This is a genomic window from Actinoplanes sp. HUAS TT8 (genome assembly GCF_051380535.1).
Taxonomy (GTDB): domain Bacteria; phylum Actinomycetota; class Actinomycetes; order Mycobacteriales; family Micromonosporaceae; genus Actinoplanes.
In genome coordinates this window covers 11175812-11190532 of record NZ_CP195646.1, presented here as the reverse complement: position 1 = coordinate 11190532, position 14721 = coordinate 11175812, and the positions used below count along the sequence as shown (strand labels likewise).

Below are 14721 nucleotides of genomic sequence, written 5' to 3'. Positions count from 1 at the left end.
GGAGACCATCATGGGAAGCGGACGCTGGTCCACCGATGTCTACACCGCCGCCGAGAACTTCCGGGCCGCCACCGGGCAGAGCGCCTTCGCCTACAGCGACAGCGGCGCCCGGAAGGCGCACCCGGAGCTCGACCCGCAGGGCGTCTTCATGCGCGAGTCCCGGGACAACGACGAGCACCCGGCGAGCACCCCGATCGTGGTGATGTTCGACGTCACCGGCTCGATGGGCAACGTGCCGCGGGTGCTGCAGACGAAACTGCCGCAGCTGCTCGGCCTGCTGACCCGCAAGGGGTACGCGACCGACCCGCAGATCATGTTCGGGGCGATCGGCGACGCCACCTGCGACCGGGTGCCGCTGCAGGTCGGCCAGTTCGAGTCCGACAACCGGATGGACGAGGACCTGTCCCGGATCGTCCTGGAGGGCGGCGGGGGCGGGCAGAAACGGGAGTCGTACGAGCTCGCCATGTACTTCCTGGCCCGGCACGTGGTGACCGACTCGATGGTCCAGCGGCAGAAGAAGGGCTACCTGTTCCTGATCGGCGACGAGCTGCCGTACCGGAAGGTCAAGCCCAAGGAGGTCAAGCAGGTCATCGGCGACGACCTGCGCGAGGCGATCCCGGTCGAGTCGATCGTGGCCGAACTCAAGCGCAGGTTCGAGGTGTTCTTCATCCTGCCCAGCGCGTCCGGCTACGGCGGGGACCGCGAGGTGCTGGACGCCTGGCGCGACCTGCTCGGGCAGAACGTGCTGGAGCTCGACGACCTGAACGCGGTCTGCGAGACGATCGCGCTCACCGTCGGGCTCGGCGAGGACACCGTCGACCTGGACGAGGGCCTGGACGACCTCGCCTCCTACGGTTCGGCCGCCACCGGCTCGGTCGCCGGCGCGCTGGCCCCGTTCGCGGATCGGACACCGCAGATCAGGAGGCTGTGATGCCCGAACACACCGCGGTCGTCGACCTGGGTTACGGCGACGCCGGAAAAGGCACGGTGGTGGACGCCCTCTGCGGGGAACAAAAGGTACGAGCGGTCCTGCGCTTCAACGGGGGAGCGCAGGCCGCGCACAACGTGATCGCGGCCGACGGCCGGCACCACACGTTCAGCCAGTTCGGCGCCGGAACGCTGCGCGGGGTGCCGACCCACCTGACCCGGTTCATGGTCGTCGACCCGCTGGCCCTCTCGGCCGAGGCGGCCGCCCTCGGGAACCCGTACGACCTGCTCACGATCGACGGTGACGCACTGCTCGCCACGCCGTGGCATCGCGCCGCGAACCGGCGCAAGGAACGCTCGAACCGGCACGGTTCCTGCGGCATGGGCATCGGCGAGACGATGGCGTACGCGATGAGCAACCCCGACGCCCCGCGGGTCGCCGACGTGCTCTCCCCCGCACGACTGCGGCGCCGCCTGGAGAAGGTCCAGGAGGCCTACGGCTTCGCCGACGCGCCGATCGACGACGTGGTGGACGCGTTCACCGCATTCGGCCGGGCCGTCCGGATCGTCCACGAGAGCCACACGATGCGGCTGCTGTCCGAGGGCCCGTGCGTCTTCGAGGGCGCCCAGGGTGTCCTGCTCGACGAGTGGCGTGGCTGGCACCCGCACACCACCTGGTCCACCACGACGTTCGACAACGTGGCCGAGCTGTGCCCGTCGTTCCGGCGGCTCGGCGTGGTCCGGACGTACACCACCCGGCACGGCGCCGGTCCCTTCGTCACCGAGAACCCCCTCCTCGACCTGCCCGAACACCACAACGGGCACGGCGAGTGGCAGGGCGCGTTCCGGACCGGGCACTTCGACGCGGTCGCCCACCGCTACGCCGTCGAGGTGGCCGGCGGCATCGACGAGCTCGCCGTCACCCACCTCGACACCCCCAAGATCAACAAACAATTGCGCATCTGTACGTCGTATCGGGTCGACGGCGAGATCCACGACCGCATCGTCCCCGGCCCGCACCGCGACCTGGAACACCAGGAGCGCCTGACCGCGTGGCTGACCCGGGCCCGGCCCGCCGAGCTGCACCGGCCCGCCGACTGGGCGGGCGAGATCGGCGCACTCCTGGGCGCACCCGTAACCCTGGAGTCGTACGGCCCGCGCAGCACCGACAAGCGTTTTGTCCCCCATGCGGTCCCGGTGGGAGTACAACGCCCGCCGGGGATACGACTGTCGTCGTATTGCCTGGTCTGACCGTTGAGAGAACGCTGAGAGCATCGGTTTTGAAGGGGGAGAGCCCGATGCGTTCCGCTTATCGCGTCCTGTCCGGTCTGATCACACTCGGCGTCGTCGTCCAGTTGGCCGCGATCGCCGCCGCCTGGTTCCTGGTGCTCAACGACGTCGACAACGGCGGCGTCTTCGACAACAACACCCGCAACTGGGGTCACAACCTGCACAGCACCGTCGGCGCGATCGTCATCCCGTTGCTGGCCGTCGCGCTGCTCGTGGTCTCGTTCTTCGCCCGGATCCCGGGCGGGGTGAAATGGGCCGCGCTCACGTTCGGCGCGGTCGTCCTGCAGATCGCCCTCGCGTTCGCCAGCTACGCCGTGCCCGGACTGGGAGCGCTGCACGGGCTCAACGCGCTCGCGGTCGCCGGGCTGGCCCAGATGGCCGGGCAGAAGGCCAAGACCCCGGCCGCGCCGGTCGCCGTCGCCTGATGCGCACCTCGATCCGGGCCGCCATCGCCGTGGTGGCGGCCCTGGCCGTGCTCGGGCCGGTCGGCTACTTCTGGTACGACAGCCTGGTGCCGGGCACCTACGACATGGCGGCGACGGGCTACCCGGACTACGGCGGCGGCACCGTCGTCTCGCACGATCACACCGCGGGGATGTCGGTCGCCGACCTCAAAGGGCCGAGCGGCCCACCCGACGTGGCGGTGACGCTCACCGCCCGCAAGGAGGGCGGCCGGTACACGCTGAACGGCGCCACGCCCGGGCCCGAGATCCGGGCCGAGCAGGGACAACTCGTGCAGGTGACGCTGGTCAACGAGTCCGTGCCGGACGGGGTGACCCTGCACTGGCACGGCGTGGACGTGCCGAACGGGGAGGACGGGGTCGCCGGGATCACCCAGGACGCGGTGATCGCGGGGCAGAGCTTCGTGTACCGGTTCATGGTGCGGGACGCGGGCACGTACTGGTACCACTCCCACCAGGTCTCCCACGAGCAGGTCAAGAACGGTCTGTTCGGCGCCCTGATCGTCACCCCCCGCCCGGCACCCGCCGCCGAGCCGCCAACCGATCCCGTAACCTCCGCGGCTCCGGTGACTTCCGCAACTTCTGCGACTTCCGCAACTATTGCGGCTCCGGCGACTTCTGCGGCGAAAGGCCCGGGCGACGCCGTGGATCAGGTGGCGATGGTGCACACCTACCAGGGGAAGCGGACGATCAACGGCACGCCCGGGGTCTCCGCGCTCACCGCCGACCACCTGCGGCTGATCAACACCGACGCCGGCCCGATCCGGATCTGGGTCAGCGGAACCACCTTCCGCGTCACCGCGATCGACGGCCACGACGTCAACGAGCCGCCCGCGATCACGGACCAGGCCGTCCTGCTCACCGCCGGCGGCCGCGTCGACCTGCAGCTCGACGCCCCGGCCCGGGTCGACGTGGGCGGCGGCGCGGCGGTCGCGGCCACCGGCACGAACCCCGGCCCGCTCCCGACCGGCACGGTCGACTTCCTCTCGTACGGGAAAAGCGCTCCTCTCGGTTTCGACCCTGACAAGGCCAACCGCAATTTCCGGTACGACATCGGCCGCCGCTTCGGGTTCCTCGACGGCCGCCCCGGCATGTGGTGGACCGTGAACGGCCACCTCTTCCCGGACGTCCCGATGTTCATGGTCAAGACGGGCGACGTCGTCCGGATGACCCTGCACAACGGCAGCGGCGAGGTCCACCCGATGCACCTGCACGGCCACCACGTCGTGGTCCTGAGCCGCGACGGCGTCCCGGCCACCGGCAGCCCGTGGTGGACCGACTCCCTGGACGTCGGCGACGGCGCCACCTACGTGATCGCCTTCGTCGCCGACAACCCGGGCATCTGGGCCGACCACTGCCACAACCTGGAGCACGTCCCGGAAGGTCTGGTCGTCCACCTCTCCTACGCCGGAGTCCGCAGCTCCTTCCAGGTCGGCGGCCCCACCGGCAACACCCCCGAGTGACACCGAGCCCGGTCTCGCGGCGATCGGCCGGGAGCCCTCCGGCAGCGACACCGGAGACTGACGGTCAGCACTCCCGCGGAGACACCGGAGGTCGACGGTCAGCACTCCCGGCGGCGGCGACGCCGGAGGTCGGCGGTCAGCACTGCCAGGCGTGGGGGCCGTCCGGCAGGGTGCCCACCACCAGGCCGGTGTCGGACAGGTCGGCCATCTCGGCGTGCGGGTCACCGGCCGGGGCCGCGTCGGCGCCGTCGGTGGTTCCCGTGTCGAGGTCGTGCCAGTTGTCGACGAACCAGCCGGAGGTGTTGACCGCGATGCCCGAGTGGAACTCCCCCGGGATCTCGGTCAGCGCCCCGGTCGACAGATTCCACAGCGCCGTCGTGGTCGCCCGGCCCGGGAGTGCGATGCTGCCGACCACCCAGTCGCCGCGGACCGCGTGGGCCACGGTCTTGGCCCCGGCCGGTGTCGGCAGCGCTCGCCCGGGGCCGCCGGCGGCCCAGATGTAGGCGACCTTGTCCACCGCGCCCACGATCGTGCCGTCGTCGGCCAGGTCCTCGGCCAGGGCACCGGTCGGCAGCGGCAGCGGATGGGCCTCGGGCTCCCCCGCCCGCCAGATCATGGCGATGGTCCGGTCGACGGCCGGGGTGACGCTGAACAGCACGTCACCGGCCGCGTTGATCACCGGGTCGGAGGTCGGCGCCCCGGCGTCGAACACCTTCAGGGCACCGGCGTCACCGGGCGGGATCTGGACGATCTCATCGCCGGAGACCCCGACGACGGTGCCGGCCGAGTTCACGTCGGTCGCCCGGGTGGAATCGTTCCGATACCCCAGGCCCTTGGGCCGGCCGTCGGTCCAGAGCACGGGCCGGGATCGGCCGCCGACGGTGCTGTTGCCGACGATGTACCGCCCGGACGGGTCGACGGCCACCGGGTCCAGCCCGCTCATCCCGGTCTGGGCCAGTTTCACGTCGTGACAGTCGGCCGGGGGCCGGGCCGGCGGGAGTGACGGCGTGGCCGGCAGGACGGGCGCCGCGGATCCTCTGAGCAGTGCGGGTGTCGCCACCAGGGCGCCGAGGGTCAGGGCGACACTCGTCCCGGCGGCCCACACCGCTCGCCGCCGGCGCCGGGCCCGCCGCCCCGCGGGCAGCACCCAGTCGATCGTGACCGTGCTCGGCGGGGCCGGAATCTCCTCCAGCAGGTCCCGCAACGTCTGTTCCTGTTCCACGCCGTTACCTCGCTTCCTGGAAGGTGCCGAGCGCGGTGCGCAACGCGGCCAGGCCACGCGCGCACTGGCTCTTGACGTTCCCCACCGAGCAGCCCAGCGCCTCCGCAGTCGCCTCGACCGAGAGGTCGCTGAAGAAGCGCAGCACCACCACGGCTCGCTGCCCCCGTGGCAGCGAGCGGAGGGCGGTCATCAGGGCGTCCCGTTCCTCCACGTCGGCCGCGGCCGGCGCGGGACGGTCGGGTATCCGGTCGCCGAGCAGCACCCGCGACCAGCGCCGCCGGCGCTCGTCGAGATACCGCCGCACCAGGATGCGGTGAACGTACGCGTCCAGGTCGTCGGCCCGGACCGCCCGTCTCCAGTTCAGGTAGAGCGAGGTCACCGTCGCCTGGACGATGTCGTCCGCCTGGTGCGGATCCGCGCACAGGAGATACGCCGCCCGATGCAGCCGGGACAATCTCCCGGCGACATAGTCGGCGTACTCCTTCTCGTGATCAGAACGCATCCCGTTCCCCCGTCAGTGGTTCCGTCCACCCTTTCTGTCGTGGGTGGACGGCCCCGGGGTTGCACGGTTCTACAAATACATTCCGGTCGGCGGGGCCTGCTTCGGGACGGTGACCGGTTCGGCGCCGGTCTTCAGGGCGTAGAGCTCGGCCAGGGTCGCGCCGTCCGGCCCGACCCCCTTGGACGTGCCCAGCCAGCCGACCGCCTCCTGGTACGGCAACCGGCCCACCTCGATGCTGGCCAGGCACCGCCCGGGCCGGACCACGGCCGGGTGCAGCGAGGACAGGTCCTCGTTGGTGGTGATCGCGATCAGCGCGTTGCGCCCCTGCCCGAGCAGCCCGTCGGTCAGGTTGAGCAGGCGGGACAGCGACTGGCCGGCGCTGGCCTTGGCGTCCCCGCTGATCAGTTCGTCGCAGTCCTCGAGCATGAGCAGACGCCACTTCGGCTCGTCCTCGTCGCCGCTGCCCAGGGCCACGCTCATCAGGTAGGCGGGGTCGCCGAACAACCGTTCCGGGTCGAGCACACAGTCCACCTGGCACCAGGTGCGCCACTGCTGGGCCAGGGCCCGCAGCGCGGTGGTCTTGCCGGTGCCCGGCTCGCCGTGCAGCAGCAGAAGGCGGCCGGTGACGCTCGTCCCGTCGATCGCCATCAGCTTCTCGAGGGTGTCACCGACCGGGCGGGCGTAGTTGCGCTTGATCACGTCCCACGGTGCCGCGCCGATCTCCCGCTGGGTGCGGCGCGGACCGTGCGGACCGTAGTGCCAGAAGCCGACCGGCACGCTGTCGTCGGCCGGGGCCGGTTCCTCGACCGCGTCGGCGGTGACCGTGGTGAGGATCGTCTCGGCCAGTTCGCCGCTGACGGCGGTGACCGTGACCCGGGCCCGGCGGCTCTGCTTCCAGCGCATGACGTGCAGGGTCCAGCCGTCGCCGACGCTGAGCCGGCCGTGGCCGTCGTCCTCCACCGCGTCCCGCACGACACGTGCGTCCGGGATCGTCAGCGGCGCGTCGGCGCGCAGGTTCTCCAGCCAGGTGGTGCGGCCGAAGGGCTCCCGCCCGGTGACGAACGGGTCGAGAGCGATGAGATCGACGAGATCCACCAGGCGGTCGCCGTCGTCGACGGAACCGGACATCGGCATGGTCGCCGCGGGCGGGTTGACGGAAACGGGCGTGCGGGCGGCCGGGACCGCCGTGCCGTTGGCGCGGTCGAGGGGCTGGTGGGGGGTCCGCATAATCCCATGATCGCGGCCAACTGGCCTGGTGGCATCCTCTTTTTCCGCGCCATCCGCGCCCACCGGGTGGGTTGCGTCCCGGGTGCCGATGGGTTCCGTCCGGGGGCTGGGCAGGCGATCCGTGTCTCGGCCGCCCGCATTTTCGGCGTACGTCGTCAGAGTCTCGTCAGCAGGAAGACCGGGATCTGCCGTTCGGTCTTGGTCTGGTACACCGCGTAGTTCGGGAACGCCTCGACCGCCCTCGCCCACCAGACCTCCCGCTCGGCGCCGGAGAGCTCCCGGGCCGTGTAGTCGTACCGCTCCGCGCGGTCCTGCAACTCGACGTGCGGGTTCTTGCGCAGGTTGTAGACCCACACCGGATTCTTCGGGGCACCGCCGAGGGAGCCGACCGCGAGGTATTCACCCTCGTGCTCGACCCGCATCAGCGGGGTCTTCCGCAATTTTCCGCTCCTCGCCCCGACGGAGGTCACCAGGACGATCGACATCCCCTGGATGTCGTTGCCCTCGACGCCGTCGGTCGCTTCGTACGTCTCGGCCTGCTCGCGCGCCCAGCTGGAGGTGCTGGGCTCGTATTCACCGGTCAGCGGCATGGGTCCGAGTCTAGGTCCTGGGTCGTGGATCGCGTGGGAGCGAGGCGAGGTCCAGGTGGTGGCTGGCGTCGGCCGGAGGAAGGTCGCATACCGGGTTTGTATGTGGCCTTCCTCCGGCTGCCGTCAGGCGCCGCCTGGGCCACGCCGCAGCCCCGCGCGATCCACGACCCAGGACCTACCGATCAACGGCTCCCGAACCGCACCCTGCGGCTGACGGGATCGCACTTCATCACACGGACCTTGTCCTCAAGGCGGTCGACGAGGAAGTGGGACGGGATGACGGTGTCTCTGCGCGGTAGGGCGTTCGCGATGGCCTCGACGGCGGCGGTGATCGCCGGGCTGGGCGCGCTCGCGCTGCCCGCCGGCTCGACCGGGTTGCGGCCGGAGACGTACGCGCTGGCCGCCGGTCCGGGCCTGTACGCCATGGCCGCGCCCACCCTGGCCGCCGATCCGGCCGAGATCCTGCCCGCCGAGGTTTCCGCGGCCAAACCGGCCCGGGTGGTCGGGACCGCCCTGGACGCCGACGGCCGTCCGGTGATCACCGTGCACGAGGCCCGGGACCGGGCGACCGCGACCCGGCTCGTGGAGCAGGCCCAGCGGGCCGACAACGCGCTGGGTGTGGAGGTCGACGGCGTCGTGCACGCCCTGGAGGCGCCGAGCGGCTCGGATCCGTACCGGAGCAGGCAGTGGGATCTGAGCAAGATGAACGTGCCCGCGGCGTGGACGACCTCGACCGGTGCCGGCGTGACCGTCGCGGTGATCGACACGGGCGTGGACGCGTCCCACCCGGATCTGGCCGGGCAGGTGCTGACCGGCTACGACACGACCACCGACACGGTCGGCGGCAATGCCGACCCGCAGGGGCACGGCACCCACGTGGCCGGCACGATCGCCGCGCTGACCGGTAACGGGATCGGCGTGTCGTCGATCGCCCCGAACGTCAAGATCCTTCCGGTCCGGGCCCTGGGCAAGGACGGTTCGGGCGACATGTCGGACACCGCGCAGGGCATCGTCTGGGCCACCGACCACGGCGCCAACGTGATCAACATGTCGCTCGGCAGCTCCGGGCAGTCCAGCGCGGTCAGCGTCGCGATCACCTACGCCCGGAGCAAGGGCGTGGTCGTCGTCGCCGCGGCCGGCAACGAGCGGGCCAAGGGCAGCCCGGTCAGCTATCCGGGCGCGGACGCGGGCGTGATCGCGGTGGCCGCCACCGATTCCGGGGACGCCGTCGCGTCGTACTCGAACGCCGGCAGTTATGTCGATGTCGCCGCGCCCGGCAGCGGCATCCTGAGCACCTATCCGACGGCGCTGGCGGCGAGCGGGACCGGCTACGCCACGATGAACGGCACCTCGATGGCCTCGCCGCACGTGGCCGGGACGGCCGCGCTGCTGCTCGCGGCCCACCCGGGCCTCACCCCGGACCAGGTCGAGTCGGCGCTGGAGAGCACCGCGGTCGACCTGGGCCCGACCGGGCGGGACAACGACTACGGGTACGGGCGGATCGACGCCGCCGCGGCCCTCGCCGAAGTCGCCTCCACCCCGTCGACCGCCCCGACCACGAGCCCGACCGCGACGGTGAGCCCGACCCCCACGCCCAGCGCCACCAGCACCCCGGTCGTCGTCCACCCCACCGTCTCCACCAGCGTGACCAGCCGCTCGGTCGCCTACGGCACGAAGACCAGCACCACGTTCAAGGTCACCTCGTGGGCCGGCAAACCGGCGACGCTCTGCGTCTCGGTCGCCGGCGGCGCCTGGTCCTGCAGCGCGGTGAAGACGAGTTCGGCCGGCACGTACACGCTGTCCCGGGCGGCCACCGCCTCGTTCCGGGCCCGCCTCTCCGTCGCCGCCACGAGCACGAACACCGCGGCGTCGGCCACCACGACGTACACCGTGAAGGCAGTTGTCTCTTTGAGCAGGACGGCGAAGAAGACGCTGACCGTGAAGGTGACCGGCGTGGCCGGGCAGAAGCTCACCGTGCAGCGGTACCTGGTCAACCGCTGGGCCACCGTGAAGACCTACCCGGCGACGAGCAGCCGGACGGTGACCGGTCTGGTCAGCGGCGGCGCCTACCGGGTGGTGCTCGGATCGACGAGCAAGGTGGCCGGTGTCACGAGCAAGACGGTGAAAGCCTGACCCGGTATGAGGTTTACTCATAGCCCATGGGCATCATCTCCCGGGGCTTCGGCGGGCGGCGGCGTGACTCCGCGCCCGAGTTGCCGCCCGGCCAGTACCTGACACACGACTTCCCGGTGCTCTCCGCCGGTCCGACGCCGCGCATCCCGTTGGACCGGTGGAGTTTCACCATCACCACCGAGGCCGGCCAGAAACACGCGTGGAACTGGGCCGAGTTCACCGCTCTGCCGTCCGAGGAGTTCACCAAGGACATCCACTGCGTCACCAAGTGGTCCAAGCTGGGCACCACGTGGAAGGGCGTCTCGCTGGACACGCTCTTCGAGGACGTGGAGACCGCGGCCGACTACGTGATGGCGCACAGCAAGGGCGGCTACACGACGAACATCCCGCTCGAGGACCTGCTGGACGGCAAGGCCTGGATCGCCTACGAGTTCGACGGCGAGCCCCTCGACCCCGAGCACGGCGGCCCGGCCCGCCTGCTGATCCCGCATCTGTACTTCTGGAAGTCGGCCAAGTGGGTCAACGGCCTGGAGATGATGCACGAGGACGAGCCCGGCTTCTGGGAAGCGGCCGGCTACCACATGTACGGAGACCCGTGGCTCGAACAGCGCTACCAGGGCGACTGACCTGGCAGGCGGCGACGGTCACGGCCGTGCGCCAGGAAACCCCGTCGGCCCGCACGCTCGTCCTGGACGTCCCCGACTGGTCCGGGCACCTGCCCGGCCAGCACCTCGACCTGCGGCTCACCGCCGAGGACGGGTATTCGGCCCAGCGCAGCTACTCGATCGCGTCCGACTGGCCCGGTGACGGCCCGGTCGAGATCACCGTGCAGCGGCTGGCCGACGGCGAGGTCTCGCCGTACCTGACCGACGTCGTCGAGGTCGGCGACAAGATCGAGTTGCGCGGCCCGATCGGCGGCTGGTTCGTCTGGCGGTCGGCCCAGCCGGCCCCGGTCGTGCTGATCGCCGGCGGCTCCGGCATCGTGCCGCTGATGTCGATGATCCGCGAGCGCGGCCGCCTGCGGGCCCGTCAGCTCTTCCGGGTCATCTACTCGGTGCGCACGCCCGAGGACGCGTGCTACGCCGACGAGCTGAGGCGCCGCGTCCGCGACGATCCGGGTCTGGACGTGCACTTCGTCTACACCCGTAAGGGCCAGGAGCAGCCGAAACGGATCGACGTGGCCACGGTCAACAGCCACGGCTGGCCGCCCGACTTCGCGCCCGACGTGTTCGTCTGCGGCCCCACCGGGTTCGTCGAGACGGTCGCCGACATCCTCGTCGCCCTCGGCCACGACCCCAAGAAGATCCGCACCGAGCGTTTCGGGGGCAAGTGATGGAGATCGACGGGAACGCCCTGGCCGGTGACCTGGCCGAGGTCTTCGCGGTGGAGATGACGGCCGCCCGCTTCACCTGCGCCGGTTGCCGGCACGCGGACGCGATCGCCACGCTCCGCGTCTGGACCCCGGTCCCGGGCGCGGTCGCCCGCTGCCCGAACTGCGGCGACGTCGTGCTCAGCCTGGTCCGCACCCCGACCCGTGTCTTCCTCACCCTGACCGGAACGGCTCGCCTGGAGATGCCCGTCTGACGATCAAAGACGATTGCGGCGTACGGCGGTGAAGGTCACGTCCGCAGGTCACGCCCCGCGGCCCACAGCAAGATCGCATAGAGTCGACGGCTGTGGCGGCACCGGCGGTATTGAGGGACGTTTTTCTCGCACATCAGAAGCACTGGGGTGAGGAGGACGGCGGCTTCCTCTTCGAGGACCCGGCCGGCCCGCTCCCCCGGATCGACGTGCTGATCTACCGCCCGACCGCCCGGATCGGCCTCACCTCGTTCACCACGATCGGTATGGCCGGCCGCCCGATGCCGTCCACCCCCGGCCCGGGTGCCAGCGGGCGGCTGGAGCTGTCCGGCCCGGGCGGCAGCGGGCGGGCCGAGCTGCAGTTCTCCCGGCGCGGAGCCCTGACCGAGCGGGCCGAGAACGAGATCGCCCGTCAGCTGGCCAACCTCGCGGTCCACCCGTTCCGGGCCGGCACCCAGCTCGACTGGGGTCACCTGATCGGCCTGGGCCAGGAGTTCCCGACGTTCCCCGGCTGCCACGCGGTCTTCCTCTCCGGCCCGCTGACCGAGAACGCCCGCGACTACATCCGCACGGTCGAGGGCCCGGTCCGCATCCTCAACGTCATCCCGATCACCGACCAGGAGCGCGACCTGGGCCGGGCCCTCCCCCCGCTCGACTTCGTCCAGACCCTCCTTCAGCGGGTCGACATCCTCGCGGAACGCCCCTCCTGAGTCAGCGCAGGCGGGTGACCTCCGGGGTCAGGGGGCCGGCGACGTAGCCCGGGATCGAGGAGGCGTCGGTGGTGGCCAGGGCCAGGTAGGCGCCGGTGCCGGACAGGACGGCGTTGTCGGTGACCCGGCGGGTGCCGGTGTAGTCCAGCGGCAGCGACGCGCGCCACGGGCCGACCCGGACGGACGCGCCCGTGGACGGGGTGACCGCGAGCAGACCGGCCGCGTCGGCCGACGGGTCGAGCGGGTTGCTGTGCTGGACGGCGATGACGACCTGGGTGCCGTCCCCGGAGATGCGCCCGCCGGTGACCCGGTCGGCGGTGAACGCGGCGCCCGGGTCCCGCGAGGCGACCCGGGTGGTCCCCGCGGTCAGGTCCCGCCAGTACGCCTGGGTGTAGATCGCCCCGACGTCCCCGGCCAGCTGGTCCATCGACGTGAGCAGCACGTACCGGCCGTCGGCGGACATGTCGAGCAGTTCGCCCCAGGTGTCCGCGGTCCCGTCGGCGCGGGCCGACACCATCCGGGTGGTGCCCGCGGTCAGGTCCCGCCGGTACGCGTGGGCCGCGTAGTTGTTCGCCGGGGTGGCGCTGCTCAGGGCGCTCGCGGACGAGGTGAAGGCGACGTACCGCCCGTCGCCGGAGAGCACCGGGCCGCTGCTGGACGAGTCGGCGCGCCGGCCGGCCGTGGTCACGCTGGCCACCGTCTGGGCGCCGGTGGCGACCGTGGCGACCAGCACCTGGTCGGTGATGGCCGGTTCGGTGCCGCCCCACAGCGCGGGCGCGGAGGACACGTAGGCGACCCGGGTGCCGTCCGCGCTGACCGACGGCGACTCGCTGTATCCGGCGGCGGGCTTCCCGGCCGGGCGGCTGATCAGTTTGAGCGCACCGGTGGTCCGGTCGGCCAGGTAGACGTCGGACGTGTCGTTGACGTCCTCGGCCGTGAGCCGCGCCGACGAGGTGAAGGCGATCCAGCGACCGTCGGCCGAAATGTCCGGTTCCCAGCCCGGGCCGACCGGCGTGGTGGTCGCGGTGGCCAGGTCGGTGATGAACACGCCGTCGGCCGCGGATACGAACGCCGCGTACCGCCCGTCGGCGCTCAACGACACCGCACCCGCGTCGCCCGACGGCTGGCCGCCCCCGGTCGCGCGCAGCACCGGCAGGAACTCGCCGACGGCGGGCAGCGCGGGGGTGCGGACGGCCAGGGTGACCACCGAGGTCGCGGTGCGCCCGCCGCTGTCGCCGACCCGGACGGTGACCGGGGTCGCGGCCGTCGCGGCGCTCGGCGTCCCGCTGATCCGGCCGGCCGCGCTCAGCGTCAGCCCGGCCGGCAGGGTCCCGCCGGTGACCGCCCACGTGTACGGCCCGACCCCGCCCGTGGCCGACAGGGTCGCCGCGTAGGCCTGGCTCACCAGCGGGTCGGGCAGTCGCCGAGTGGCCGGGGTGGCCAGCGGCAGCACCGTCGTGAGCGTGCTGACCAGCAGGTTCGGCGTGTCGCCGGGCACCCCGCGGACCGCGCCGGGGGTCGCCGACGAGCTCAGGCGGGCCGCGACCGCGGCCGGGGTGAGGGCCGGTTCGCGCCCGAGCATCAGGGCGGCGGCGCCGGAGACGTGCGGGGTCGCCATCGAGGTGCCGGACATCGTCGTGCTCGCCGTGTCCGACCAGGTGGTGGCCGACAGGATGCCGTCGCCGGGCGCCAGCAGGTCCACGCACGGTCCCCGGTTGGAGAACGACGCGAGCGTGTCGTCGCGGCTGGTCGCGCCCACGGTCACGGCGGCCGGCACCCGGGCCGGGCTGTGCCCGCAGGCGTCGCCGCTGTCGTTGCCGGCCGCGGCGACCACGGTGATGCCGTCGGCGATCGTCGCGTTGACGGCCTGTTCGAGGGCTGGTGACGGGTCGCCGCCGAGGCTCAGGTTGACCACGGCCGGTCCGCTGACGTGGTTGGCGATCACCCAGTCGAGCCCGGCGATCACACCCTCGTCGGTGCCCTCGCCCATGCAGTCGAGGACCCGGACGCCGACGATCTTCGCCTTCTTGGCGACGCCGTAGGTGGCCCCGGCGACGGTGCCGGCCACGTGCGTGCCGTGCCCGTTGCAGTCGGTCGTGCCGAACGGGTCGTCCACCGTGCTGATCGGCACACTGGCCCGGCCCTGGAACTCGGTGTGGCTCGCCATCACCCCGGTGTCGACCACGTAGACGGTCACGCCGGCGCCGCCGCCGGTCCAGGTGTACCTGCCGTCCAGGGGCAGGGCGCGCTGGTCGGCCCGGTCCAGGCCCCAGCCGGCGCCGGTCTGGGTGTCGCTGATCCGGACCCGGCGGACCGGCTCGACCGAGGCGATCGCCGGGTTGCGCCGCAGGCGGGCCGCCGCGGCCGGGGTGAGGTCGGCGCTGAAACCGGGCCAGGCGGCGCCGAACCGGCGGTGGACCGGGCCGCCGACCGAACTCGGCGACGTGCTCCCGGCCTTCAGCCGCACCAGGTATCGATCACCGCGCCCGGCGGCCGAGGCCGGCGCGCCGAGCGCGGTGGTGACGAGCAGTCCTGCCAGCGTAAAGGTGATCCATCGCCGAACCATGCCGATGCCTCCCCCGGTGACCACAGTGGAGTGTCATCGTCACCGACGG

At 72.0% G+C, this 14721-nt stretch carries 14 protein-coding genes; 9 read left to right on the top strand and 5 right to left on the bottom strand.

The genetic code is table 11. From position 1 onward, the window contains the following. The first annotated feature begins 10 nt into the window (after window positions 1-10). Genes ACSHV8_RS49940 through ACSHV8_RS49925 form a run of 4 tightly spaced genes read left to right on the top strand, consistent with a single transcriptional unit; the run spans window position 11 to window position 4141 of the window. Window positions 11-931 (top strand): hypothetical protein, encoded by a 921-nt coding sequence (locus ACSHV8_RS49940; protein WP_436527518.1) that lies wholly within the window; start codon window positions 11-13, stop codon window positions 929-931. Then, a complete protein-coding gene (locus ACSHV8_RS49935) occupies window positions 931-2178 on the top strand; it encodes an adenylosuccinate synthetase (protein WP_436527517.1) in 1248 nt (415 codons plus the stop codon). Before ACSHV8_RS49940 ends, ACSHV8_RS49935 begins: the two co-directional genes overlap by 1 nt. A gap of 47 nt (window positions 2179-2225) precedes the next feature. Continuing rightward, entirely contained in the window at window positions 2226-2642 is a 417-nt protein-coding gene (locus ACSHV8_RS49930; protein WP_436527516.1) for a DUF6220 domain-containing protein, read from the top strand. Next, on the top strand, window positions 2642-4141 hold the full coding sequence (locus ACSHV8_RS49925) for a multicopper oxidase family protein (protein ID WP_436527515.1): 1500 nt from the start codon (window positions 2642-2644) through the stop codon (window positions 4139-4141). Before ACSHV8_RS49930 ends, ACSHV8_RS49925 begins: the two co-directional genes overlap by 1 nt. A gap of 136 nt (window positions 4142-4277) precedes the next feature. Here ACSHV8_RS49925 and ACSHV8_RS49920 read toward each other — a convergent pair whose 3' ends face one another. The 4 genes from ACSHV8_RS49920 to ACSHV8_RS49905 all read right to left on the bottom strand — a co-directional run bounded on the left by ACSHV8_RS49920 (window position 4278) and on the right by ACSHV8_RS49905 (window position 7682). After that, window positions 4278-5363, bottom strand: coding sequence for a hypothetical protein (locus tag ACSHV8_RS49920; protein WP_436527514.1), 1086 nt, complete (start codon window positions 5361-5363; stop codon window positions 4278-4280). Window positions 5364-5367: 4 nt separating this feature from the next. Next, the gene (locus tag ACSHV8_RS49915) at window positions 5368-5865 is read right to left on the bottom strand and encodes a SigE family RNA polymerase sigma factor (protein WP_436527513.1); all 498 of its coding nucleotides are present in this window, start codon (window positions 5863-5865) and stop codon (window positions 5368-5370) included. Window positions 5866-5934: 69 nt separating this feature from the next. After that, a complete protein-coding gene (locus tag ACSHV8_RS49910) occupies window positions 5935-7092 on the bottom strand; it encodes a DUF5925 domain-containing protein (RefSeq protein ID WP_436527512.1) in 1158 nt (385 codons plus the stop codon). Between the two features lie 155 nt (window positions 7093-7247). Continuing rightward, window positions 7248-7682, bottom strand: a complete 435-nt coding sequence (locus ACSHV8_RS49905; protein ID WP_436527511.1) for a nitroreductase family deazaflavin-dependent oxidoreductase — start codon at window positions 7680-7682, stop codon at window positions 7248-7250. A gap of 276 nt (window positions 7683-7958) precedes the next feature. On the opposite strand from ACSHV8_RS49905, the gene ACSHV8_RS49900 reads away from it, so the two are divergent. From ACSHV8_RS49900 to ACSHV8_RS49880, 5 genes are all read left to right on the top strand, one after another. Further along, window positions 7959-9815: a S8 family peptidase gene (locus tag ACSHV8_RS49900; protein ID WP_436527510.1), complete on the top strand. Its 1857-nt coding sequence runs from the start codon at window positions 7959-7961 to the stop codon at window positions 9813-9815. A 26-nt stretch (window positions 9816-9841) separates the two neighbouring features. Then, a complete protein-coding gene (locus ACSHV8_RS49895; protein ID WP_436527509.1) occupies window positions 9842-10441 on the top strand; it encodes a sulfite oxidase-like oxidoreductase in 600 nt (199 codons plus the stop codon). A 26-nt stretch (window positions 10442-10467) separates the two neighbouring features. Further along, a complete protein-coding gene (locus ACSHV8_RS49890) occupies window positions 10468-11148 on the top strand; it encodes a ferredoxin reductase (protein WP_436527508.1) in 681 nt (226 codons plus the stop codon). Further along, on the top strand, window positions 11148-11399 hold the full coding sequence (locus ACSHV8_RS49885; protein ID WP_436527507.1) for a DUF6510 family protein: 252 nt from the start codon (window positions 11148-11150) through the stop codon (window positions 11397-11399). The genes ACSHV8_RS49890 and ACSHV8_RS49885 overlap by 1 nt, the downstream gene beginning before the upstream one ends. A 92-nt stretch (window positions 11400-11491) precedes the next feature. Next, window positions 11492-12106, top strand: coding sequence for a suppressor of fused domain protein (locus ACSHV8_RS49880; RefSeq protein ID WP_436527506.1), 615 nt, complete (start codon window positions 11492-11494; stop codon window positions 12104-12106). 1 nt (window position 12107) lies between these two features. Here ACSHV8_RS49880 and ACSHV8_RS49875 read toward each other — a convergent pair whose 3' ends face one another. Further along, window positions 12108-14672: a S8 family serine peptidase gene (locus ACSHV8_RS49875; protein WP_436527505.1), complete on the bottom strand. Its 2565-nt coding sequence runs from the start codon at window positions 14670-14672 to the stop codon at window positions 12108-12110. Window positions 14673-14721 lie beyond the last annotated feature (49 nt).